General features: G+C 68.5%; 16 protein-coding genes and 1 pseudogene. 6 read left to right on the top strand and 11 right to left on the bottom strand.

Annotated elements, in window-relative coordinates; genetic code table 11:
* Nucleotides 1–789: 789 nt before the first annotated feature.
* Both ACIRA5_RS52215 and ACIRA5_RS52220 read right to left on the bottom strand, forming a co-directional pair.
* Nucleotides 790–1,407: a LuxR C-terminal-related transcriptional regulator gene (locus ACIRA5_RS52215; RefSeq protein ID WP_403705361.1), complete on the bottom strand. Its 618-nt coding sequence runs from the start codon at nucleotides 1,405–1,407 to the stop codon at nucleotides 790–792.
* A 702-nt stretch (nucleotides 1,408–2,109) separates the two neighbouring features.
* Entirely contained in the window at nucleotides 2,110–2,868 is a 759-nt protein-coding gene (locus ACIRA5_RS52220) for a YoaK family protein (protein ID WP_403705363.1), read from the bottom strand.
* A 730-nt stretch (nucleotides 2,869–3,598) separates the two neighbouring features.
* On the opposite strand from ACIRA5_RS52220, the gene ACIRA5_RS52225 reads away from it, so the two are divergent.
* The 3 genes and pseudogenes from ACIRA5_RS52225 to ACIRA5_RS52235 form a co-directional block, all read left to right on the top strand.
* Nucleotides 3,599–5,041: a GntP family permease gene (locus ACIRA5_RS52225; protein WP_403705366.1), complete on the top strand. Its 1,443-nt coding sequence runs from the start codon at nucleotides 3,599–3,601 to the stop codon at nucleotides 5,039–5,041.
* A gap of 265 nt (nucleotides 5,042–5,306) precedes the next feature.
* Nucleotides 5,307–5,756 (top strand): universal stress protein, encoded by a 450-nt coding sequence (locus tag ACIRA5_RS52230; protein WP_403705369.1) that lies wholly within the window; start codon nucleotides 5,307–5,309, stop codon nucleotides 5,754–5,756.
* A 143-nt stretch (nucleotides 5,757–5,899) separates the two neighbouring features.
* Nucleotides 5,900–6,533, top strand: a pseudogene (locus tag ACIRA5_RS52235) (LysR family transcriptional regulator); the annotation flags it as partial.
* 70 nt (nucleotides 6,534–6,603) lie between these two features.
* Here the strand turns inward: ACIRA5_RS52235 and ACIRA5_RS52240 are convergent.
* The 5 genes from ACIRA5_RS52240 to ACIRA5_RS52260 all read right to left on the bottom strand — a co-directional run bounded on the left by ACIRA5_RS52240 (nucleotide 6,604) and on the right by ACIRA5_RS52260 (nucleotide 13,213).
* Entirely contained in the window at nucleotides 6,604–8,187 is a 1,584-nt protein-coding gene (locus tag ACIRA5_RS52240) for an FMN-binding glutamate synthase family protein (protein ID WP_403705373.1), read from the bottom strand.
* A gap of 330 nt (nucleotides 8,188–8,517) precedes the next feature.
* On the bottom strand, nucleotides 8,518–9,108 hold the full coding sequence (locus tag ACIRA5_RS52245; protein ID WP_403705376.1) for a malonic semialdehyde reductase: 591 nt from the start codon (nucleotides 9,106–9,108) through the stop codon (nucleotides 8,518–8,520).
* 10 nt (nucleotides 9,109–9,118) lie between these two features.
* Nucleotides 9,119–9,616: a hypothetical protein gene (locus ACIRA5_RS52250; protein ID WP_403705379.1), complete on the bottom strand. Its 498-nt coding sequence runs from the start codon at nucleotides 9,614–9,616 to the stop codon at nucleotides 9,119–9,121.
* Complete coding sequence (locus ACIRA5_RS52255) at nucleotides 9,600–10,220, bottom strand: hypothetical protein (protein ID WP_403705382.1); 621 nt, start codon at nucleotides 10,218–10,220, stop codon at nucleotides 9,600–9,602. The genes ACIRA5_RS52250 and ACIRA5_RS52255 overlap by 17 nt, the downstream gene beginning before the upstream one ends.
* 137 nt (nucleotides 10,221–10,357) lie before the next feature.
* Entirely contained in the window at nucleotides 10,358–13,213 is a 2,856-nt protein-coding gene (locus tag ACIRA5_RS52260; RefSeq protein WP_403705385.1) for an AAA family ATPase, read from the bottom strand.
* Between the two features lie 159 nt (nucleotides 13,214–13,372).
* Between ACIRA5_RS52260 and ACIRA5_RS52265 the strand changes: the two genes are divergently transcribed.
* Nucleotides 13,373–14,902: a 4-hydroxyphenylacetate 3-hydroxylase family protein gene (locus tag ACIRA5_RS52265; RefSeq protein WP_403705388.1), complete on the top strand. Its 1,530-nt coding sequence runs from the start codon at nucleotides 13,373–13,375 to the stop codon at nucleotides 14,900–14,902.
* Between the two features lie 19 nt (nucleotides 14,903–14,921).
* Here ACIRA5_RS52265 and ACIRA5_RS52270 read toward each other — a convergent pair whose 3' ends face one another.
* The 4 genes from ACIRA5_RS52270 to ACIRA5_RS52285 all read right to left on the bottom strand — a co-directional run bounded on the left by ACIRA5_RS52270 (nucleotide 14,922) and on the right by ACIRA5_RS52285 (nucleotide 20,082).
* Nucleotides 14,922–17,156, bottom strand: coding sequence for a LuxR C-terminal-related transcriptional regulator (locus ACIRA5_RS52270; protein WP_403705391.1), 2,235 nt, complete (start codon nucleotides 17,154–17,156; stop codon nucleotides 14,922–14,924).
* Between the two features lie 136 nt (nucleotides 17,157–17,292).
* Nucleotides 17,293–17,781: a flavin reductase family protein gene (locus ACIRA5_RS52275; RefSeq protein WP_403705394.1), complete on the bottom strand. Its 489-nt coding sequence runs from the start codon at nucleotides 17,779–17,781 to the stop codon at nucleotides 17,293–17,295.
* Between the two features lie 305 nt (nucleotides 17,782–18,086).
* Nucleotides 18,087–18,956, bottom strand: coding sequence for a dioxygenase (locus tag ACIRA5_RS52280; protein WP_403705397.1), 870 nt, complete (start codon nucleotides 18,954–18,956; stop codon nucleotides 18,087–18,089).
* The gene (locus ACIRA5_RS52285; RefSeq protein WP_403705400.1) at nucleotides 18,949–20,082 is read right to left on the bottom strand and encodes a maleylacetate reductase; all 1,134 of its coding nucleotides are present in this window, start codon (nucleotides 20,080–20,082) and stop codon (nucleotides 18,949–18,951) included. The genes ACIRA5_RS52280 and ACIRA5_RS52285 overlap by 8 nt, the downstream gene beginning before the upstream one ends.
* Before the next feature lie 380 nt (nucleotides 20,083–20,462).
* Between ACIRA5_RS52285 and ACIRA5_RS52290 the strand changes: the two genes are divergently transcribed.
* Both ACIRA5_RS52290 and ACIRA5_RS52295 read left to right on the top strand, forming a co-directional pair.
* On the top strand, nucleotides 20,463–21,245 hold the full coding sequence (locus ACIRA5_RS52290) for a CoA transferase subunit A (RefSeq protein WP_403705403.1): 783 nt from the start codon (nucleotides 20,463–20,465) through the stop codon (nucleotides 21,243–21,245).
* On the top strand, nucleotides 21,245–21,576 hold a 332-nt coding region (locus ACIRA5_RS52295; protein ID WP_403705406.1), incomplete at its 3' end, for a CoA-transferase. The genes ACIRA5_RS52290 and ACIRA5_RS52295, both read left to right, overlap by 1 nt.

The following is a 21,576-nucleotide window of genomic DNA, read 5'->3' on the forward strand; positions in this document are numbered from 1 at the left end:
GAACACCCAGGGCGGCACCCAAGGCGGCGGCTCCGGCAACACCCAGGGCGGCACCCAAGGCGGCGGCTCCGGCAACACCCAGGGCGGCACCCAAGGCGGCGGCTCCGGCAACACCCAGGGCGGCACCCAAGGTTGATCATTTGACTCAGATCGGCCTCGTCGGTTGACGAAGGGCGATCAGATGAGTCAGCGCCTCGCAGAGGGAACCTCTGCGAGGCGCTGAGGTTGGATGGCCCGAGGGTGAAGACCAACGGAATGGGCCATGCCATGGATGGGACGCCCCTGGTGCGCTGAATGAGACAAGTCAGTTCACTCGTAGCTTTGGGAGTGATGAGAATTGAGGAAGGCAACCTTGCAGAGTCGCCGTCTGGCAGTCGCAGCCTCCGCTTGCCTGGCGGTTTGGGTATGGAGCGCACCAGTGAGTACGGCAACTGTCCCGTCGCATACCTCGCAGGCCGCGCCCGCGAAGTCGGTGCTTCGGTGCTATGCGACGCGAAGCAACCCAGCGGTGATTGTGTGCTATCGGCTCTCGAAGAAAGCCGAGTACAGGCACGGCATGATTGTTTACGTCCCCATTCTCATTCAGGTGCCCACGCCTTCAAATCCACCGTCCGTGATGGTCGTCGACAGTCTGGATGATATTCACCCGAACGGATAACGCATCCGAGAGCAGCGAGCAGTGGTGCGCCCGGTTCGGAGCTGAGATCACCCGACCCATGCCCGATCATTGATTCGCCATGAAAGCACCGGTTGCGGGCACGCGAGGATCAGCTCCTCATTGATTACTCTTTAGAAGTTCTCCAGTACACCACACTTCAGTGCCAAACGGGTGAGGTCGGCCCTACGGCGAGAGCCATACTTTCTGCGCAGTCGCTCCAGGTGTGTATGAACCGTGTTTTCGGTGATATTCAACTTGTTGGCAATCTCACGATCCGTGGCACCGTTGGCAACGAGCTGCAATATTTGTTTCTCGCGGCTGGTGATACGGGGAGGAGGCGTAGGTAGACTCTGACCAGCGAGACTGGCGCCGAAGTAACTTCTTCCCGAAGCAACGGCGCGGATGGCCGTCACCAACTCCGACTCGTCGGTTTGCCGACTCAGATATCCGCGAGCGCCGGCTTTAATGCACGGGACGGCATCGGACTGCGCCTCCGATGTCGATATCACAATGACCGCGTACCCTTGTCGATGCAACTGAGCGACCTGGTCGGATGCCGCCTGGTCGGACAGATGCAGGTTGGTCAGTACAATAATTTCTACGCCATTCGCCTCGCGGAGCAAGGCATTCACGCTTTTAACTAAGGTCGTGATCCGCAAGTCCGGTTGGGCATTGATTGCCTGCGCGAGACCGAGCTGAAGCAACGACCAGTCGCAAATAACGGCTATAGACGTCACAGACGGGCTCATGAGAAGCTCCAGCGTAGGTGGGGCCACCGGCCACATGACGCAGCGGAGTAGACGGCCGGTGCTTCCCGCCGCCTGACCCCAGACTCGGCTCTTCCGCAAGAAGTAGCACCCCGGATGGCCCATACGGGGATGACGGGACGCGTGGCCGGGGCAATCGCTTCAGCTGGGACGAGGGCGAGCATGTCGATCAGCTTCTTGGTCGGCGGCTGCAGCTCGTCAGTGTTGGCGCGTTGAGCACGGCAACAGTGCTTGTTCTGACTGCTGGGCACGGTTCAGGAGCTGCGGCCGTGTCGTGTAGTGGCTGATGCAGGCCTGGTGCCGGCGCCGGCGGCGCCAGTCGACCAGTGCAGGATATCGCTAACTGTCCCGCCGAGGCGATTTATCCCCGTCGCCGGCATCCGGTGGCCGCGGAGGGATGCTTCCGGCATCAACCGCTCACCGATCCCCACCGTGACCGAGGGCTTGCCGAGAAGGCCAAGAGATGGCTTCGCAGGGATTGCGGAATCAGCACGCCGTCCTGGCCATCGCGAGGAAGGTGGTACGTCGGCGGGTGCACGGAACCTGATGGTGGAGGGCTGCTCCCGCTATGGAAACAACACCCTGCGCCTCACAGCGAGTTGACCTCAGGTCACATCAGTGACGCACATACCAGATCGACGAGCCCGATACGGGAGCAACATGTTGGCTCAAAGCCCTTAGCCCTTAGCCCTCGCGCGGCTTGCGCCCTACGCACTCGTCGTGCACGAAAATGACCAAACCCACCGCCAGCAGAACACACGCGGCCCAGACCGCCCGTACCCCGCATGCGAAGGTCAACCAGCCACCGCCGAATGCCCCCGCGAGGAACGCAAGGACGACGCTGGCGAACTGGCGCGCCCGACGTCTGGCGTCCATGTCCCCGTTGACCACTGCCGCGTACGCGTTCTGCATGGCTGAGCGGAGATTGCCCGTGGTCATCGTGCTGTTATAGACAGCGTCAACAAGCGTGCGAAAAGTGGTCATCTGCACTGCGGCCATGAAGGCGACAAGGACGGTGACGAGCGTGTCCGGCGCGCCGGCGGGAATCAGACCGACCGCTGCCAGCACGACGAGCTCCAGCACCATGGCCGCCCAGGCCGGCTGGCGCAGCACCACCGCCACCCTCGGCCGCTGAAGGGTCTCAGCAACCAAGACACCGGCCACGAAGGCAAGAATCGGCGGGAGGCGTTCCAGCGCCTGCCACCAATGCCGCTCGGCGGCGGCAATGCCCAACAGGACGACATTGCCGCTCTGCGCGTTGGCGAACACTCCCCCCCGGCTGATGAACGTGTATGCGTCAAGGCCGCCGCCAACCAGTGCCAGCAGTGCTGCCAACCGCACCGACCGGATCGCCGGCGTCGGAGCAGTCGGCCTGGCGGCGTCGAGTGCGGGGGCGGGACCCTCCGCTCCACGGGCCCGGGGCTGCGGCTCGGCGTCCGACATGTCTCCACCTCCATATTCTCGGCCTGCTGGTACTCCATATACGGTCAGGGGCTGACTGGCTGAACCGGGTTCTTTTGACTGCCCGCATCATCTGCGCATTTAAAGTCACCGAAACCATATAGCCGACGGAGTCGTTGATCCTTACGTGTCGCCCTCGTGCGGCAGTCACCAAACGGGCAGGATCAGGCCCGCCGGCTGCCCGCACAGACTCAATGGGCAAGCCGCTGGAAAACGCATCGAACGGCTGCGACGGCTGCCTCTCGGTAGTACGCCATTGGCTTACTCCCCCTGCTTCTTCGCGCTGCGCCGGAGGAGTGGCGTGGTGCCGGCGCCTCCAAGCTCCGTGAAACCCACCCGCGTGCATCGTTCGTTGTCGTCGTGACGCGAGCCCGCCGCAGGGCGGCCTCCTGTTCACCTCCGCGAGCCGTGGGCTCTGGCGCAGACAGAGGCGCCTGGGGTGCGCCGGTATCGCGAACGGCCACCGACCCGGCCGCGACCGAGGATGTCGCCAGCGGCAGTCCCCGATCGCCGCGTGTCCGACAAACCGGTACGGGTGCGGGGCCGCGCTGATCGAGTGATGGCGACAGCCGTGTCCTCGTTGCGCCGCATGGTGTGCAGTTCGGTGTGGTGTCGTTTCTGCTGGTGGTCCATCCGTGTGTGGGCGGTCCGCCCACCTTCCCCGGAAGCCCGGGCGACAGACAAGGCGGGGACCGGGAACGGAGACCACGGGATGGCGAGCTCAGCGGCCGCGGTGTTGTCGGCGGCTCAGCCTTGGACCGCTCAAGACACCTGGCTCCTGGTGGTGGTGGGTGTCTCCATCGCCCTCGTCGTTCTGCTCATCAGCTGGTTGAAGATCCACGCCTTCCTGGCCCTGACGGTGAGCTCCCTGACCGTCTCACTCCTGGCTGGACAGCCCGCCGAAAAGGCCGTCGTCTCCTTCACGACCGGAGTGGGCCGCATTACAGGCTCGGTTGGCGTGCTCATTCTCCTCGGCGCGATTCTGGGCCGTATGCTGGCCGATTCCGGCGGTATCGATCGGATCGTCGACACCTTGACCCGCAGCGTCCGACCAGAATGGCTGCCGTGGGCGATGACCCTGGTCGCGGCCCTCGTCGGGTTGCCGATGTTCTTTGAGGTCGGCTTCGTCATGCTGATGCCGTTGGTGCTGCAGCTGGCGAAGCAGCTCCACTACCCGGTGCTGCGAGTGGGCATGCCCGTTGTGGCCGGTCTGGCCACTGTGCATGCGCTCGTTCCCCCTCATCCGGGGCCACTGATCGCGATCCAGGCAGTGCACGCCTCGATCGGGCTCACCATGCTTTACGGGCTCCTCATCGCCGTGCCCTGCGCCATCGTCGTCGGCCCTCTGTTCACCGCCTATATCTGGCCCCGTGTACCGGCCCACGTGCCCGACTCCGTCGAAGCCGCCTTCACCACCACCTCTCACGACAAGAGCGACGACACGGGCGCCAGCGGTGATGTGGAGGGTGTCGAACGAGCGCCGCGCAGGCTGCCGAGCCTCGCGGCGACCCTCGGCACCATCCTGCTCCCCATTCTGCTGATGGCGCTCAAGGCGATCTTCGACAGCATTCCCATGTCCCACGGCACGCTGTACACCGTCGTGGAGTTCCTGGGCACCCCGATGATCGCACTGCTGGTGGCGGTGTTCGTGTCGCTGGTGACCTTCGGATATGCGCTCGGCGCCGACCGGCGCCACATCCAGACATCCCTGGCCAAGAGCTTCGCGCCCGTCGCGGGTGTACTGGTGATCGTCGCAGCCGGCGGAGGATACTCCCAAGCCCTGCAGGACACCGGTGTCGATCGTGCGGTCACCCTGGCGGCAAGTCACCTCCACCTCTCGCTGCTCCTGCTCGCCTGGCTGATCGCCGCCTTGATGCGACTCGTCGTAGGGTCCGGCACCATTGCCACCATCACCGCAGCCGGCATTGTCGGCCCCCTCGCGAACGGCCTGGCGCCCACTCAAGCAGCACTCCTCGCCCTGGCCCTGGGCTCGGGATCGACATTCATGGGGCATGTCAACGATGCGTCGTTCTGGATGGTCAAAGAGTATTTCGGAATGTCGGTCGGTGGCACGCTCAAGACCTGGACCGTGTCCCACACCCTGCTCTCGTTGACATCCCTGGGCTGCATCATGCTGCTCAACGCTGTCGTCTGACACTCCGGCCCGAGCACCTCGTCCAGGCCGTCCGGCACGGCCTGAGAACGGTCCACTACCGCCCCCGACCTCATCGACCGCTGAGGTGGGAACAGGGCTCACCCTCACACGGACGACACCCCGAGTTCAGCCTCAGGAGAAAGAGGCGACCGGCACGTCATCCACCCGCTCCATCGACTGTGGGATCCCCCGCGGCCGGAGGAGGTTTTAGCGTATTCGCAGTGATCCTTTGATCAACCCCAACCACTCAGGTAGGTGAGCTGTCATGCAAAACGAACGAGAGGCCGGTCGAGGCCGCGTCGTCGTCGGCGTCGACGGCGAGAAGGGAAGCACCGCGGTGCTGCAGCGCGCGGCGGAAGAGGCACGACGCCGGGATGTCACCCTCGTGGCCGTCATGGTGTGGAGCCCGTTCGGGGGCGAGTACGTCGAGCGTATGTTTCCTTGTCCGGAGCTGAGCGCATCGCAGGAGGCGTTGGCCCGGGAAATACTCGACACGCAGTGCGAGCGCGCTTCTCTCCCCAACGACGTGCCGGTGGAGCACCGAGTGGCAAAGGGCGTTCCTGGACCGGTACTGACGAGTCTGGCTCGGGGAGCCGAAGATCTGCTGGTGGTGGGTCGCAAGCGCCGACAGGTCCTCCGGCGGCTGCGTCGCACGGTCGACAAGTACTGCCTTCAGCACGCGGCATCACGTGTACTAGTCGTTACAGCGCCGTAACTGCGTCCCGGCTGGGCCGCACATGGCCGCACCGGCGGCCTTGAGGCCGACATGCGCCACGCGATCTCCTCCTGCGTGACAGGCCTGCCGACGAGCCATGGAGCCCTTTCCACCCTCGGTCTGAGCTGTCAGGTGGGGGGAGGGTGAGGGTCAGTCCGGTCTCGGTGAGGCAGCCGTCGATGAGCTCGGGGTGGCGCGGCAGCGAGCGCAAGTTCGGCGCCGTTCTCTTCGAAGGCGGCCGCACCGGCGCCCGCCCCACCCCTGCCGGAGAGCGGGCCGTCGGGTACGCCCGCCGCGTCCTGCGCCTGCTGAACGTCCTGACCGCCGAGGCGCGCGGCGCGGCCCGGCCCGATGCCGCGGAGGGGCCGCTGCGGATCGTGGCTTTCCGCGGCGCGGCGCTCCACCTGCTGCCGGCCGTCCTGCAGCGGCTGCGCGCCCGGCACCCCGGGATCGAGCCGCGGGTGCGGATCGTGCGCGAGCCGCGGGCGCGGCACTGCGGGCGAAGTCGCCGACGGGAAGGCCGGCATAGCCATCGCCGCACCGGGCGGCTCCGTGCCGCTTGCGCCCGGTCTGGTCGCCGGCGGGCTCCTTGAAGAGCCGTATGCGCTGGTGCACGCGGCGGGGCATGCCGCCCCGCGCTCGCTGCCGCTGGTCGACTGGGCCGAGAACTGTGGCTCGTACACCCGCGGCTGGTGGGCTGCGCAGGACGGGATCCCGAAGGCAACCGTCGAGGCGGAGGACGACGGAGCGGTGCTCTCCCTGGTGAGCGGAGGTCACCGCCCGCTCGCGGGCCGGCGAGGTGCTGGTCCCCATGGCGCGCCCCGTTCTCGCGCAGCCGCGAGACGTGTCATGCGTTGAAGCGGTCGGGATCAGCGGCCTTCCAGTCCGCTGCCCAGGACTCGGGCGGCTCGATCAGCAACTGCCCGAAAGCCAGCCAGTCGTAGAGCTCCGCGTAGGACTGAACGGTGACCGGGTCCACACGCCGGCGCAGCATGTGCGGGCGCAGTTCGGCCGGTTCACTCACGCCCAGCGAGGCGATGATCTGCTGTGCGCTCTTCACCGTGGCGGACTGGAAGCGGTGGACCCGGGCCGACTTGTCGTCGACGTTCAATGCGCGTGCGCGGTGCGGGTCCTGTGTGGCGACGCCAACGGGGCAGGCGTTGGTGTGGCAGCTCTGTGCCTGGATGCATCCGATGGCGAACATCATGGCGCGTGCCGAATTGGTGAAGTCGGCGCCTTGCACTATGCGTTTGACGATGTCGGCTCCCGTGGCCACCTTGCCGCTGGCACCGATCCTGATCCGGTCCCGCAGGCCGACGCCGACCAGGGCGTTGTGGACGGTGATGAGTCCCTCGGTGAGTGGACTGCCGAGGTGGTCGGCGAACTCCAGCGGGGCCGCTCCGGTGCCGCCCTCCGCTCCGTCCACAATGATGAAGTCGGGCGCGGTGCCCTCTTCGATCATGGCCTTGCACACCGCCAGGAACTCACGCCGGGAGCCCACACACAGCTTGAAGCCGACCGGTTTGCCCCCGGACAGTTCGCGCATGTCGGCGATGAACCGGATCAGTTCCCGGGGCGTGCTGAAGACCTGGTGGTAGGGGGGCGAGATGACGGTCTGTCCCTCGGGAACCTCGCGTACCCGGGCGATCTCGGCGGTGACCTTCTCTCCGGGCAGCACTCCTCCGATGCCGGGCTTGGCTCCCTGGGACAGCTTGAGTGACACGCATTTCACGTTGTCGTGAGCGGCCTTTTCGGCGAACCGTGCGCGGTCGAAACCTCCGTGCGCGGTGCGGCAGCCGAAGTATCCGGTGCCGATCTCCCACACCAGGTCACCACCGTGGCGCAGGTGGTACTCCGACAGGCCGCCCTCGCCGGTGTCGTGGGCGAAGCCTCCGAGGGCGGCCCCCCGGTTCAGGGCGAGGATGGCGTTGGCGGACAGCGAACCGAAGCTCATCGCCGAGACGTTGAGCAAGGACATGTCGTAGGGCTTGGTGCAGTCCGGGCCGCCGATGCGGACCCGGGGCTCGTCCGTCCCCACGGGGAATGGCCTGATCGACGATTCGAAGTATTCGTAGCCCTGGGCGTAGACGTTCCGTTCGGTTCCGAAAGGAATCTCCGCTTCGTCTCCCTTGGCACGCTGGTAGACGAGACTGCGCACATCCCGGTCGAATGGACGGCCATCATAATTGCGCTCAATGAAATATTGCTGCAACTCCGGTCGGATCGACTCCAGCATGAAGCGAATATGCCCCAGTACCGGATAGTTGCGCAGGACTGAATGACGCCTTTGAAGCAGGTCATGAGTACCGACTCCGGCTATCGCCGCGCACAAAACGGCGGCCGGCCACCACCAGGGCGAGACGGTCAACGCCGTGGCGCCAAAGGCGATTGCGACGGCCCCGATGAATCCGATCACTGCAATTCTGATCATGCATGGAATTTACATCCTTCCCGAGATGCACGACAATTCCCCAATGATGCGATATCCGACACATCTGGCGGACGGAATCTCTATCGGATCGGCGTGTGCGGATTTCATGAAGGACGGAATGGGCCGAGGTCCGGGCCGTGCCGCCGGTGCCGGGCTGATCGCCGGGAGAGAGCGGAAGGCTGGAGGGCCGCTGCCGCCGGCAGGTGCCCGGGCCTTGACCCGAGGCCGGGCAGTTGACGATCTCGGGCTCCCGGGCGGCCCGTGGCCCGCGCGTGCCCGCCAACGCGTCTGCGGCCGCGGGTGCGCCGCCGGCCGGCCGTTGCCCCTCGGTCAGACGGTGGTGACCACTTGCGCGTATGCCAGACGTGGGGAGCGCGTGAACCACGCGTTCTCGCCCGGCCTGCCGATGTTGACGACGGCGAGAACCGAGTGCTCGCCGTCGCTGAAGAACTCCTTGTCGATGCCCTCGGCGTCGAAGCCGGTCATCGGTCCTGCGGCCAGGCCGGCGGCGCGGATGCCGATGATGAAGTAGCCGACCTGCAGGAGCGCGTTGAGCCTCGCGGACCGCTCGCGCACCGCACGCTCGGCGAAGAGGCTCCTGGCCTGTGGAAAGTGCGGGAACTGGCTGGGCAGTTCCTCGTGGAACTCATTGTCCGCGGCGAGGACGGCGACGAGCGGGGCGGCCGCGGTCTTCTTGCGGTTGCCCTCGGACAGGTGCTCGCCCAGGCGCTCGCGCGCCTCGGCGGAACGGACCAGCACGATACGCAGCGGCTGCTGGTTCATCGAGGTGGGGCCGTACTTGACCAGGTCGTAGATGGCCTCGATCTGGTCGTCCGTTACCGGCTCGTCGGTGAAGGTGTTGGCGGTCCGTGCCTCCCGGAACAGGAGGTCCTGGGCGGCAGGGTCGAGGGCGAGGGACATGGTGAACCTCTTACGGTCGAGTGTCTGTGGTTTCTGGGTGACGGCGAACTGCGAAGCAGAGGAACTGGGCGCTGACACCCAGCAGGTACACGGCGGTCGTGGTCGTCCCGACGAGCCCCCACAGGAGGGGCCCTGAACAGCACCGGGTCAGCAACAGGCCGGCCAGCGCGGCGCAGGCCGCCATGGGCAGGTGGAAGGCCGCCCAGATCCGCGTGCCGTCCGGGGCGGACCGCTCCGGCATCATGGGGGCACCGCCGTGTGCGACAGCGGCCAACGCGACGAAGGCGAGCGTCGCGCCGGCGAGGAGCGCCAGGACGTCGGCTGCCCCTGGGGCGCCGCGAGCGGACGACGTCACCGCGGTGGCGGTCCACAGCGCCAGGGTGTACCCGTGCGGGGCCGCGCTCGCGGTGACAGCGGCCCTGAGCTGGCCGCGGTATCCGCGCTGCGGGCCGGTACGGGCACCGGGCCCGGCCGCCCTGGGCTGCGGTTGGCTATCCGTCCGCGACATGGGTGACGGCCTTGCCACGCGGGTGCTCCCTCTCGGGCGCCTCGTACGCGGCGCGGGTCCGGACGCAGTCGCGTGCGTCGCGGTCCGGCTCGGCGACGCAGAACACCGCGCGTGCAGCATGGTCCTGGGCCACGCCGGGGCCGGGCGGCGCGGCGGTACCGGCAAGGGCGCCGCCGGGGGGCGGAAGGCCCCAGGGCCGGGTGTGGGTGTCACCGCCCGCCGTGTCGCGTACGACGTCCACGTCGGCCACGTGGTCTTCGAACCGGCTTTCTGTGTGGCCGATGGCGTTCTGGGCAGCGAGGTCCGCGACGAATTCGCCATCGCGGGCCGAGGCGGTCGCGGTGAGCTTGGCGGCCCGGGCGGGAGCTGTGGCACCGGCTGCGGCGCCGGACACCTCGTGCGCGGGAATGACGGGTGTCCGCTCACGTCCGGATCCGTCGAGGCTGTCGGCCCGGGTGGCGTTCCGGGCAGGTTCTCGCGTGGTGGTGGAGGTGGCCCGTACCACGATGACGGTACCGCCGGGCCCGGGGCGCGGTGCGCTCTCGTGGGCCGGCTGTTCGGGGCCTTGGCGTCGGTGAGCGCGTGCTGCGCGCATCGTGTTCATGAGGCGGTCACCTCCTGATGGATGACGGTGCCGTGCCTAAGGCCACGCCGTTGCGTCCAGCATCACGGGTGGTGCCGGAGCCGGGCGTCACCCATTCAAGGGATCCTTGCCGCCGTTTCCTGCGGTCGGTGCACCGCTCAGTCGGCCCCGTCGGCGCTGATGGCCCGCTCGATCGCCAGTCGGGTCAGCTCGACCCGCGAGTTGATGCCGAGCTTGGTGAAGATGTGCTTCATATGCGTGTTGACGGTGTGCACGGACACGTAGAGCTGGTCGGCGATGGCCCGGTTGGTGAGGCCCTCGACGACGAGCGGGATCAGTTTCCGCTCGGATTCGGTCAGGCTTCCCAGCCCCTGGGGGCCGGCGGTGTGGTTCCGCACGGGGGTGGTGCGCACGCCGAGCCGGCGCAGGCGCCGCCTGATCCGTTCCTGGTCGCGCCCGGCTCCTGAGGCCGATGCCAGCCGGCCGGCTTCTTCGAAGTACGGGATCGCCGGCGTCGGGTCGGCCGATGCCGCCATGAGCTCGCCGAGGTCCTCGCAGGCCGCTGCCAGGGCCAACGGCCTGCCGGTGCTCCGGTAGCCCGTGACGGCGGACGCCAGTGCGCGGGGGTCGCGGTGGAGCAGGCCGTCCACGTGGGCGCGGACCGCCCCGATGATCTGCCGGCTCTCGTCCTGTGCGGTCAGGCTGCGCAGTGCGCCGGACACGGCCTGCGCGAGCGACGGGTCCTTGTCGCGGAGCGCGATGCGCACGATCTGGGGCCAGTGGGACGGAGGTACGGCAAGCAGCCGCGTCGGCTCACGGCTTTGGAAGCTTGCCGTGAGTGCCGCCGCCGCTTCGGCGTCTTCGCCCTCCGCGTCTGCCAGGCCGGCGCGCGCGAGAGACACCCAAGGGCCGTAGCGCTGCGTCGTGTTCGTGCCGGAACCGGTTTCGGCGGCGCGGAGGTGGTCTTTGGCCTTGGCGAGGTCACCGCGTCTGATCTCCACCAATGCCAGTACGGAGCGGGCCTGCGGGTTCGGCAGAGTGATCTCGAGTTCGCCCGCCACCATCAGGCTGGCCTCGGCTTCCACGGCCGCGTCGTCCAGCGCTCCCTGTTCGAGGAGTGCGCAGGCACGGGCGGCATGCCAGTGGGGTAGTGACCAGCCCAGGCCCAGTGCTTCCGCTTCGCGCTGTCCCTCCCGCAGGATCCGCTCGGTGTCCGCGAGCCGGTCGGTGGCGGTCAGCACGGTGGCCAGCCACAGCGCCGGGATGCGCGGGGGCCGCAGGTAGAGTGCGGCGGACTGGGTGCCGGCGCGTCGGGTGGCTTCCTCGGCGAGTTCGAGGGCGCGGGCCAGGCGCCCGCGGTAGAAGGACGTCTGCGACTGGAACACCATGGCGCTGACGACGACGGCCGGGTCATGGCTGCGGTAGGAGGCCTCGACCAGCCAGGGGCCGGTCTGCTCGGCAGCGGTGATGTCTCCGAGGTACACCTGGCCCGTCGCCTTGGTCTTCAGCAGCCGCACACGCAAGTCGGGCGGCAGCGCGGGAAGGTCCAGGGCCTGCTGAAGGTGTGTCATCGCGGCGGCGTCGTCGCCGGCGGCCTGGTGGATCTCGGCGGCCACCAGGCGCAGGCGTGCCTCCTGCAGTGGCTCGAGGCCTTCCGGCAGGGTGGTGTCGACCAGGTCGAGCGCCTCGTGGACGCGGCGGGTCCGGCCGAGGTACTCGGCGGCGTCGGTCAGCAGGGTGATGCGGCGCCCATCGTGTGGGGGCAGCAGTCCGGCGACCCGCTGGGCCAAGTCCGCAGCCGCGTCGGGGGCCGACGACGACAGTTCCCGTACGGCGGTGGTCAGCGTGGTGACGGCATCGTCGTCGACCGGGCCGCCCGACATGACGACGTGCCAGGCCACCTCGGCCGATCGTGCTCCGATGCCGCGCAGGCTGTCGGCCGCTTCCCGGTGCAGAGCGGTCCGTACGGCCAGAGGGAGGTTCTCGTGAACGGCCTGCCGTATGAGGTCGTGGCGGAAGGCGAGTCGCGGGCCGTCGGCCGAGAGCAGACCGGCGTTCAGGGCGGCCTCGACGCCCGACAGCAGGCTGCCGACCTGTCTGCCGAGCATGCGGGCGGCCGTGCCGAGGTCGAATTCGCGGCCGAGGACGGATCCGATCTGGAGCAGGCGTACGGCATCTTCCGGGAGCCGGTCCAGGCGCGCGGCGATACTCCGCCGGAAACTGACGGGGATACCGTCGTGCAGGAGGCTCGCCTCGCCCGCCTCCGTTTTGGCGGCATCCGTGTCGGCGAATGCGCGCACCAGTTCAATCGCCAGGAAGGGATTGCCCGCGACGGCTCGCAGGAGCCTGGCCAGACCGGGTGACGGCCTCGCTCCGAGGACGTCGGCCGCGATGTCCTGCAATTCCTGCTGTGGCAGGGGGCCGAGGGTGAGCCATCGGGCTCCGAGGCGTTCGAGGTCCTCCCGCACTCTGGCCACGGTCGGTCGCTCGGTGTCCGACCGTACGGCCAGCACCCACAGGATCCGCGAGGCGGCCAGTCGTCCAGGCAGGGTGCGCAGGACGAAGAGCGTGGCCGGGTCCGCCCATTGTGCGTCGTCCACGAGGACGGCCACCGGGGCGCGCTGAGCCCGGTCCTCCAGAGCGTCCGTGATGCTGTCCAGCAGCCAGAGCCGCTGGTCGTCGGTGGCTGCGGCGGCCCGGTGGGAACCGTCGGAGGACTGCAGGGCGGACTGCAGTGCGGCTCCTGCCGCGTACTGGTCGAGCTCGTCCGCCCGTACCGACACCACGTCGAACCCGGACCGCCGCGCCATCTCGTCCAGTTCCGCGAGCAACCGGCTCTTGCCGACGCCAGGCGCGCCTTCCACGACGACACAGGCGCCCCGTCCGCCACGTACCGCGTCCAGGGCTTCACGGACGGCCGTGATCTCGCGGTCCCGTCCCCGCAGGCGCAGACCGGTCATGGCCTGGTTCCCCTGCCCGCCTGCCCGGTCGTCGGCGGGGTCTGTGCTGCCCATGGGGCAAGCATGGCTCACGGCCGTGTCTGCCCTCAACGCCGGTTTCCCGGTGATCGCCGCTTTCACCCGGGTGATTGCCGGCTGTGCGCCGTCCTGTCACCCTGTCGCGACGCATGCTCCGTGCCATCCGGATCTCTTGCCCCTGGAGAGGAGCACGACGTGCGTACAGGCAAGGAATACCTGGCAGCGTTGAACGACGGCCGCAAGGTGTGGGTAGGTGACGAACTCGTCGACAACGTGGCCACGCACCCGAAGACCAGGGCGTACGCCCAGAGCCTCGCGGCCTTCTACGACCTGCACCACCGCCCGGACCTCCAGGACGTCATGACGTTCGTGGACGAGGGTGGCGTCCGGCGGTCCATGACATGGTTCCAGCACCGCTCCAAGGAGGACCTGCGGCGTAAGCGGCACTACCTGGAGACGGTGCAGCGGGAACTCGGCGGCGGGGCGATCCCGCGCACACCGGATGTCAACAACTACGTCCTGCTGACCTACATCGACGACCCGGAGCCCTGGAGCAGCCAGTCCGTCGGGACCGACGGGAGGGACCTCACCGAGGGGATCCTCGACTTCTGGAACGTGGTGCGGGACGGTGACCTCAACGCGACGCCGGCGTTCGTCGACCCGCAAGCGGACCGCTCGCGCGATTCCGCACAGGCCGAGTCGCCTGCCCTGCGGGTGGTCGCCACCTCGGACGAGGGCATCACCGTGCGGGGTGTGAAGGCGATCAGTACCGGCGCGGCCTTCGGGGACTGGATCCACATCGGCGTCTTCTACCGTCCTGGGATCATCTCGGAACAGATCATCTACGGGGCGGTGAAGCCCGACACTCCCGGGGTCACCATCATCTGCCGGGAGAGCAACGTCCGCGACGGTCAGGAGGTGGAGCACCCGCTCGCCTCGCAGGGTGACGAGCTGGACAGTGTCATCGTGTTCGAGGACGTGCTCATCCCCTGGAACCGTGTCTTCCACATCGGTAACCCCCAGCACGCGTCGCTGTACCCGCAGCGTGTCTTCGACTGGCTGCACTACCACTCGCTGGTGCGTGCGATGGTGAAGGCCGAGCTGATGCTCGGCCTGGCTCTGCTGATCACCGAGCACATCGGCACGTACCAGCTGCCGCCGGTCCAGGCCCGGGTCGCCCGGTTCGCCGGCTTCCACCAGACGCTCAAGGCGCATACGGTCGGTTCGGAGGACGAAGGGTTCTTCACTCCCGGCGGCATCTTCAAGCCGAACGTCCTGATGTTCGACTTCGGGCGGGCGTACTACATCGAGCACATCACCGACATGGTCCACGAGCTCCTCGACCTGTCCGGTCGTGCCGCGCTCATCTACCCCACCGAGGGGCAGTGGCAGCAGCCCGAACTGCGGCCGTGGCTGGAGGCGCTGCAGACCGGACCGGTCGGCAGGCCCTACGACCGGCTGAAGATCAGCCGAGTGATCCGCGACATGTTCCTGTCCGACTGGGGCGACCGCATCAGCACCTTCGAGAACTTCAACGGCACGCCCCTGCTGGCCATCCGCAGCCTCACCATGAAGCGCGCCGAGATGTCCCCGAGCGGCAGCATGGCGGACCTCGCGCGCAAGGTCTGCGGCATCGAGAGCGTGAGCGACGAGGAGGAGACCGTGTACAAGGCTCAGGCGAACTACGCCCGGCGCCAGGACGCATCCCGCCAGGACGCCTCCTAGCAGGATGCCGGGGCCCGGATCAGAGCACGCCGCACTCCCGGGCCCTGGCGACCGCTCCGCCCCTGTCGTGCGCGTCGAGTTTGCGGAAGATCGCCCGTACCTGTGTCTTGACGGTGTTGTGGGACACATAGAGCTCGGAGGCGATCTCACGCAGCGTCAGCGGACCGCACAGGGCCCGGAGCACCCGCCGCTCCCCCACCGACAGGTCCTGGGGGCGGGGGGCGGCGGCGGGTGCCACCGCTGTGTCCCCGCCGGCTCGGCCGAGCAGGTCCGTCAGTACCCCGGGCGACTCGCACCGGGCCGCCGCCCGCCCGGCCGCCTCGCGGGCCTTTCGCGCCGCGTCCGTGTTGCGCCGCGCGCTCTCAAGCCGCGACCGCGTGAAGTGGCACAAGGCGCGCACGTGGGGTTCACTTCCCGTCCGGGGCGAGCCCGCCAGCACCGCTTCCGCGTCGGCCAGAACCCGTTCGGCCTCCTCGGTCTGTCCCTCTTCGAGGAGCAGGCCGGCCCGGCCGATGGAGGCAGGCACAGAGACGAAGTGCCGGTCCAGGCCGACCGCCGCGGCTGCCTCGAGGGCCTCGTCGCTGAGAATGCGCGCCAGTTCGTGCCGTCCGGCCAGGAGCGCGCACACCGCCCGCAGCCCCAACGCGCGGACGAGCGCCAGACCGTGCCCGGCGGCATGCGCATCACGGGTCGCCTCGCCGAGCAGGGCCTCCGCCTCCTCGTACCGGCAGGTCCACAGCAGCGCGGCACCGCGGGCCGTACAGGCCAGGGCACGCCAGGCAGTCAGCGGCAGGGTGCCGGCGACGGCGGCTTCGCCGAGACGGCCGGCGGTCAACACCTCCCCCTTCAGACAGCAGGCCACGACCTGAGCGACGGCTGCGGCGTCGGACACCGTGCTGCCTTCACCGACCGTCTCCAGTCCCGTCTGCCTGAGCCGGGCCACATCCAGCCAGCGCCGGGCCGTTTCCGGGGCGCCTCCTGAGAGAGCCGCCATCGCCGCCACGACGCACAGTCTCGCGTCGGCGGCGACCGTGCGGGGCGGCAAGAGATCCAGCCAGTGCGAGACCTGCGCACCACGGCCCGCCGAGATCGCCTTCTCCCAGCCGTCGAGGACCGACGCGACGGCCGCGGGCTCATCGCCGCCCAGCGTCCAGTGCCGTACGGCCGCGGTCGTCTCCCCCTGCCGGGAGTACCACTGAGCCGCCGACCGGTGCAGGGACACGACGGTGTTGGACCCTTCGGACTCAAGGACGTCGGACTCAAGGACGTCGGACAGCAGCGAAGCCAGTGCCCTGTGATGCCGGTACGCCGACGGGTCGGCGGCGGGTACGAGCAGTTGCACGGTCCGTGCGAGCTCGCGCAGCAGTACGCCCGCCCGGTCACCGGCCAGGGCCTGGCACGGCCCGGCGCTCAGCTCGTCGAGCACACTGGTACGCAGCAGGAACCGGCGCTGTTCGGTGGTGAGCCGATAGAGCACCTCGGTGGCCAGATACTCGGTGACCGCCTGCCTGCCGCGGGCCAGGTTCCCTTCCGTGTCGGCCTCGTTCGCCGAGCGGGCGAGGGCGCGCCCCATGATGCACAGCCCCGCCGCCCATCCCTCGGTGGCCTCGTACAGCGCGCTCGAAGCGTCCGCGGTCGGAGCGGACCCGAGCAGACCGGTGAGCACGGCCTGTGCTTCCTCAGGGGTGAAGGCCAGGTCGTGCTGGTCGAGTTCGGCGATCAGACCCCGCGCGCGCAGGGTCGGAAGGGGGCTTCCGGGAATGTGCCGGGTCGACAGGACGACGCGGAAGCCGTGGGGAAGCCTTGTCAGGAAGTCCGCCAGGCTGCGCACTGCGTCGGCGTCCGTGATGGATTCCAGTCCGTCGAGGATCAGCGTGAGCGGTCCCTCCCCGCCCAGTCCGGTCACCAGGCCCGGCAGGATCTCCTCGAGCCATGCGTCGACCGTCCACCCCTCGCCGTCGAGGCGGCCGGGCAGGTTCGGTCGTGCGTGGTGCACCGCTCTCAGGATGCAGGACCAGAGCCGGTCCGGGGCGTTGTCGTACGCGTCCAGGCTGAGCCAGGCGCACTCTCCGCGGGCCGCCAGGCCTTGCGACCACTCGGTCAGGAGCACCGTTTTCCCGGCACCGGCCGGCGCGGAGAGCAGCACCACGGGCTCGGTCGCCGCGTCAAGCCGGCGCAGCAGACGCGGGCGTGTCAGCAGATGCGGGGGCTGGGCCGGGGGATGCAGCTTGAATGTCGCAACGGAGCTGGTCATGGCACTTTCCGTGGAGTCGTCGGGACGGGCGGAGCCCCCGACGGCCATGGCTCGCCTCGCAGGAGCCGGACATCGGGGGCGGTGGCGGCCGGTCACGGGCCTGGCAGCGGCCTCCTTCGAACCGCTGCCTCCAGGACTAGTGCGGAGCCCTGAGTGCGCCGAAGCCGCCCGCGAAGTGGACCAGAGGTCGGCAGTCCACCTTGTGTGCCCAATGGCGGACGTCGCCCACGAAGATGGTGTGATCGCCGCCGGGGAGCGCCTCGGCGACGTCGCACACGACAGCCGCGATGGCGTCCTTCAGCACCGGCACGCCGTGGTCGTCGAAGGTCTCGACGCCCGCGAACTTGTCCGTTTTGGAAGCGGCGAAGTTCCGCGCCAGGTGCTCGCTGTCCTCGCCGAGCACATTGACGGCGAAGCGGCCGTGCGCCGCGATCGCGGTCCGCGTGTACAGGTGGTTGCCGATGCATACGAGCAGTTGGAGCGGGTCGAGGGAGAGGGCGGACACGGCGCTCGCCGTCATGCCGATGGGTGTGCTTCCCGAGCACGTGGTGATCACGCTGACACCCGTGGCGAGCCGGCTCATCGTGGCTCGGAAATCGACTGTCATGTCAAGGGTTTCGGTCATCGGAGGACCTCCGTGAAAGTCGGGTGGAGCGTCGGCCTGTTACGCAGGTCACGGGGTGAACTCACCGCCCCACCGGGTGGGTTGGCGGGCATGTCGTTCGAACGGGGCAGGAAGGCGGGCGGCTGCCCCATGACGCATGCGAGGTCATCGCGCGCGTGGTGGACGGATCGCGCTTCGCCGGGTTCGAGGCGGAGTTGCGGGCCGGCCCGGTACCGGGGGTTGCCGCGGTCTGCCGGCTCATCGGCGCAGCCGGTCGGCCAGGCGTCCGGAGTCCGCGGGCGGCGGCACTCCGGGCTCTTTCGCTCTCAGTCCGCAGGGAGGGGTTCGAGGACGAAGGTGTGGCGCAGCAGGGTGTAGGGCACGTCGGTCAGCCCGCGGCAGGGCCCGGCGTCGGCCGCGTAGGTGTCGTAGGACTCGACCAGCGACTCCTTGACCCCGAACACCGGATCGGTGTCCAGGTACGGGTCGTCCGAAGGGAACAGCATGCTGGTCACGCGCTGGAATCCCGGGGCCTCGATCAGCAGGTGCACATGGGCGGGACGCATGGGCGACCTGCTGGTCGCGCTCAGGAGTTCGCCGACCGGGCCGTCAGCGGGTATCGGGTAGCTGGACGGGCGGATGGAACGGAAGCTGAAGTGTCCCCTCTCGTCGGTCCGGAACAGCGCGCGCATGGCCGTGTCGACCTGGCCGGGCACATCCACGTCGTAATGGCCCTCGGAGTCGCTGTGCCAGACATCCACCGCGGCGCCGGTCACCGGCGCTCCCTCACGGTTCACGACTCGTCCCTCGAAGAACAGCGGGGTGCCGGGCAGGCCTGCGGAGATGTCGGCGGCGTCGGCGTGCTGCGGCCTGTCTTCCCTGAAGAAGGGGCCCAGGACACTGTTCTGTGTGGCTTCGGCGGGGCGTCGGTTGCTCAGGGCGTCGACCAGCATGGTGATGCCCAACACGTCGGACAGCAGGATGAATTCCTGGCGCGTCGGTGTGCACATCTGCCCGGTGCGCGTCAGGAAGTCCACTCCCCGGGCCCACTCCTCCTCCGTCGGTTCGACGTCGCGGATGAAGGAGTGGAAGTGCCGCACCAGTGATTCCAGGATCGCCGCGAGGCGGGAGTCCTTGGTGTCCCGCATGGTCGCGATCACGGCCTCGGTGATGGTGTCGCTGGTCAGATCACGCATGGCGCGCTCCCGTGGTGGCTGAGGGTTTGATGACGGAGTCGGTCCGGGGTTGTTCGTCGCCCGGTGGCGTCCACGGCGTCTCCCCGGCCCAGGCGCGGGTCAGGAAGGTGCGGACAGCTGTCCGGTCCACCGGGCGCGGATTCCAGTAGCCGTCCCGCACGATGAGTTCGGCCGCCTGCTCGATCCCCGATTCGGGCATGCCGAGGTCTCGCAGTGCCCTGGGGGCGCCGAGCCTCCCGGCGAAGTCGAAGAGACCGCTCGCGGCGTCGTCCGCCGGCAGCGCCTGCGTGATGCGTGCCATGGCTTCGGGGGCCGCCGGCCCGTTGTGGGCGACCACGTGCGGCAGGACGACTGTGTGGGTTTCGGCGTGCGGAAGGCCGAATGTGCCGCCCAGCACGTGGCACACCTTGTGGTGCAGGGCCATGCCCACCGTGCCGAGGCAGGTACCCGCCAGCCACGCCCCGTACAGCGCATCCGCCCGTGCCTCGCCGTCGTCGGGACGTCGCGCGATGACCGGAAGGGATCGGGTGAGGGAGTCGAGCGCTTCACCGGCCATCAGGAAGGCGACCGGGTCCCGGTCCTGTGCGTAGAGGGCCTCCACGGCGTGCGCCATCGCGTTGATGCCGCTGACCACCGATATCGCCGCCGGAAACGTGAGCGTCAGGTCGACGTCGTAGACCACCGTCTTGAGCAGCGCTTCCGGCAGCCGCCGGGTCGTCTTCCTGTGGCCTTCGGTCTCTCCGAGGATCGGCGTCATCTCCGAGCCGGCATAGGTGGTGGGCAGCGCCAGCTGTGGAAGACCGGTCCGCACGGCGATCGCCTTGCCGAGGCCGATGGTTGATCCGCCGCCGATGGCGAGCACGGAGTCCGCTTCCACGGATCTGGCGTACGCGACCGCCTTGTGCGTGACCTCGACAGGGGTGTGCGGGGCCGCTTCGGCGAACGTTGCCACGGCTGCCGCACCCAGCAGGCCGTGCATCTCCGCTGCCTGGTCCACTTGACCGGGTGTGCACAGGATGAGCACCCGACGGCATCCGAGAGCATCGGCCTCTTCGGGGATACGGCTGCGTGTACCGCTGCCGAAGACCACCTTGGTGATCTGTCCCCGATGCACGAATGTCTTCATGAGAATTTCCTCGGTCCTGCCGATCCTGTGTTCATGGGGAAAGCGTCGGTACTCGGATGATGCGCGTCAACAAAACCCGTGAGTGATAACGGGAATCGGTGAGGGAATACCTTGTTCGCGCGACGCTCACCGGCAGAGCGGCCTGGGGATCACGGGCGATATCACTCATCTGCGGGATGCCGGAGGATGCCAGGGCGCTGGACCGTGGGGGCAGGTGTCGGTCAGGTGAGATGCGAATGAGACGGACATGTCTGCGGCGGATCCGCTCCCGCAATTTCCGCGGGGCCCGCAGAGATATTACAGAACCCGGCTGAATTCTTGACATTGCACGGAAACGGCGTCCGCTGGTTCCACATTGGCGAGAGGCAGAGTAAAAAAAGATGGATAAAGTGGTCGCCACGGCTTTGGAGGCGGTGTCGGATGTGCCGGAGGGTGCGTCGTTGGCGGTGGGCGGGTTCGGGCTGAGCGGTGTGCCGAACGTGTTGATCCAGGCGCTGTTCGAGCGGGGGGTGGCGGGGCTGTCGGTCGTCTCGAACAACTGCGGGGCGATGGAGTCGGGCCTGGCGGTGCTGCTGGCGGCGGGCCGGATCGGGCGGGTGACGGGCTCGTATGTCGGGGCGAACAAGGAGTTCGCGCGGCAGTATCTGGCCGGGGAGCTGGAGGTGGAGCTGATCCCCCAGGGCACGCTGGCCGAGCGGCTGCGGGCCGGCGGTGCGGGGATCCCCGCCTTCTACACCCCCGCCGGGGTGGGCACGCAGGTCGCGGACGGCGGGCTGCCCTGGCGGTATGACGGCTCGGGCGGGGTGGCGCTGGCCTCTCCCACCAAGGAGGTGCGCGAGTTCGACGGCACCGGGTACGTGCTGGAGCACGGGATCCGTACCGACTTCGCGCTGGTCCGGGCGGCGAAGGGGGACCGGCACGGCAACCTGGTGTTCTCCAAGTCGGCCCGCAACTTCAACCCGCTGGCGGCGATGGCGGGCAGGGTGACGATCGCCGAGGTGGAGGAGCTGGTGGAGCCGGGCGCGATCGATCCGGACGCGGTGCATCTGCCGGGGATCTTCGTACAGCGGGTGGTGGCCCTCACGTCAAAACAGGCGGCGGACAAGAAGATCGAGCAGCGCACGGTGTCCGTGCCTGCGGCACGAGGGCCGGTGAGCGGCTGATGGCCTGGAGTCGTGAGGAGATGGCCGCCCGCGCCGCGCGGGAGCTGGCGGACGGCCAGTACGTCAATCTCGGCATCGGGCTGCCGACGCTGATCCCCAACTACCTGCCCGCCGGCGTCGAGGTGATCCTCGAATCGGAGAACGGCATCCTGGGCACCGGCCCCTACCCCACCGAGGACCAGGTCGACCCCGACCTCATCAACGCAGGCAAGGAGACCGTGACGGTCCTGCCCGGGGCCTCCTTCTTCGACTCGGCGCTGTCGTTCTCGATGATCCGGGGCGGCCACATCGACGTGGCCGTGCTCGGCGCGATGCAGGTGTCCGCGGGCGG

Origin of the sequence: Streptomyces sp. NPDC096311, from assembly GCF_044763085.1 — a bacterium.
In the GTDB taxonomy this organism is placed as follows: domain Bacteria; phylum Actinomycetota; class Actinomycetes; order Streptomycetales; family Streptomycetaceae; genus Streptomyces.

Bases quoted from the DNA above. Each gene is read 5' to 3' on its own strand.
- ACIRA5_RS52215 (WP_403705361.1), bottom strand. From the start codon at position 1,407: ATGAGCCCGTCTGTGACGTCTATAGCCGTTATTTGCGACTGGTCGTTG.
- ACIRA5_RS52220 (WP_403705363.1), bottom strand. From the start codon at position 2,868: ATGTCGGACGCCGAGCCGCAGCCCCGGGCCCGTGGAGCGGAGGGTCCC.
- ACIRA5_RS52225 (WP_403705366.1), top strand. From the start codon at position 3,599: ATGGCGAGCTCAGCGGCCGCGGTGTTGTCGGCGGCTCAGCCTTGGACC.
- ACIRA5_RS52230 (WP_403705369.1), top strand. From the start codon at position 5,307: ATGCAAAACGAACGAGAGGCCGGTCGAGGCCGCGTCGTCGTCGGCGTC.
- ACIRA5_RS52240 (WP_403705373.1), bottom strand. From the start codon at position 8,187: ATGATCAGAATTGCAGTGATCGGATTCATCGGGGCCGTCGCAATCGCC.
- ACIRA5_RS52245 (WP_403705376.1), bottom strand. From the start codon at position 9,108: ATGTCCCTCGCCCTCGACCCTGCCGCCCAGGACCTCCTGTTCCGGGAG.
- ACIRA5_RS52250 (WP_403705379.1), bottom strand. From the start codon at position 9,616: ATGTCGCGGACGGATAGCCAACCGCAGCCCAGGGCGGCCGGGCCCGGT.
- ACIRA5_RS52255 (WP_403705382.1), bottom strand. From the start codon at position 10,220: ATGAACACGATGCGCGCAGCACGCGCTCACCGACGCCAAGGCCCCGAA.
- ACIRA5_RS52260 (WP_403705385.1), bottom strand. From the start codon at position 13,213: ATGGGCAGCACAGACCCCGCCGACGACCGGGCAGGCGGGCAGGGGAAC.
- ACIRA5_RS52270 (WP_403705391.1), bottom strand. From the start codon at position 17,156: ATGACCAGCTCCGTTGCGACATTCAAGCTGCATCCCCCGGCCCAGCCC.
- ACIRA5_RS52275 (WP_403705394.1), bottom strand. From the start codon at position 17,781: ATGACCGAAACCCTTGACATGACAGTCGATTTCCGAGCCACGATGAGC.
- ACIRA5_RS52280 (WP_403705397.1), bottom strand. From the start codon at position 18,956: ATGCGTGATCTGACCAGCGACACCATCACCGAGGCCGTGATCGCGACC.
- ACIRA5_RS52285 (WP_403705400.1), bottom strand. From the start codon at position 20,082: ATGAAGACATTCGTGCATCGGGGACAGATCACCAAGGTGGTCTTCGGC.
- ACIRA5_RS52290 (WP_403705403.1), top strand. From the start codon at position 20,463: ATGGATAAAGTGGTCGCCACGGCTTTGGAGGCGGTGTCGGATGTGCCG.